This window comes from Cellulosimicrobium composti (assembly GCF_009711085.1).
Lineage (GTDB): Bacteria > Actinomycetota > Actinomycetes > Actinomycetales > Cellulomonadaceae > Cellulosimicrobium > Cellulosimicrobium composti.
The window spans coordinates 1-361 of record NZ_WMKA01000141.1 but is presented as its reverse complement, the minus strand read 5'-3'; the positions used below and the strand labels follow the sequence as shown (position 1 = coordinate 361).

1 protein-coding gene is annotated in these 361 nt (G+C 72.6%); it reads left to right on the top strand.

The features are described from left to right. A partial coding sequence (locus GJV82_RS19710; RefSeq protein WP_196217324.1) for an Ig-like domain-containing protein occupies window positions 1–361 on the top strand: 361 nt, incomplete at both ends.

Sequence of the window (361 nt, the reverse complement as noted above, 5' to 3'; positions counted from 1 at the left end):
TCGCGGTGAGCGACCACGTGGTGGTGCCCGCGGGGCAGCCGGTGACGGTCGAGCCGTTGCGCAACGACACGGACCCGAACGGCGACGAGCTGCGCCTGGCGTCGGTGTCGGAGTCGGCACCGGCCGAGATCACGCCGAACTACGACGCGGGCACGTTCACGTTCGTGTCGATGGAGCCGCGCTCGTACGACCTGACGTACCAGGTGACCGACGGCCCGGACGCGACGACGGGTCTGGTGCGCGTGGACGTGCTGCCGCCGTCGGCGGCCGAGGGCGCGCCGATCGTGGTGACCGACACCGCGCTGCTGCCCGCAGGCGGCAAGACCCTCGTGGACGTCCTGGCCAACGACACCGACCCCGC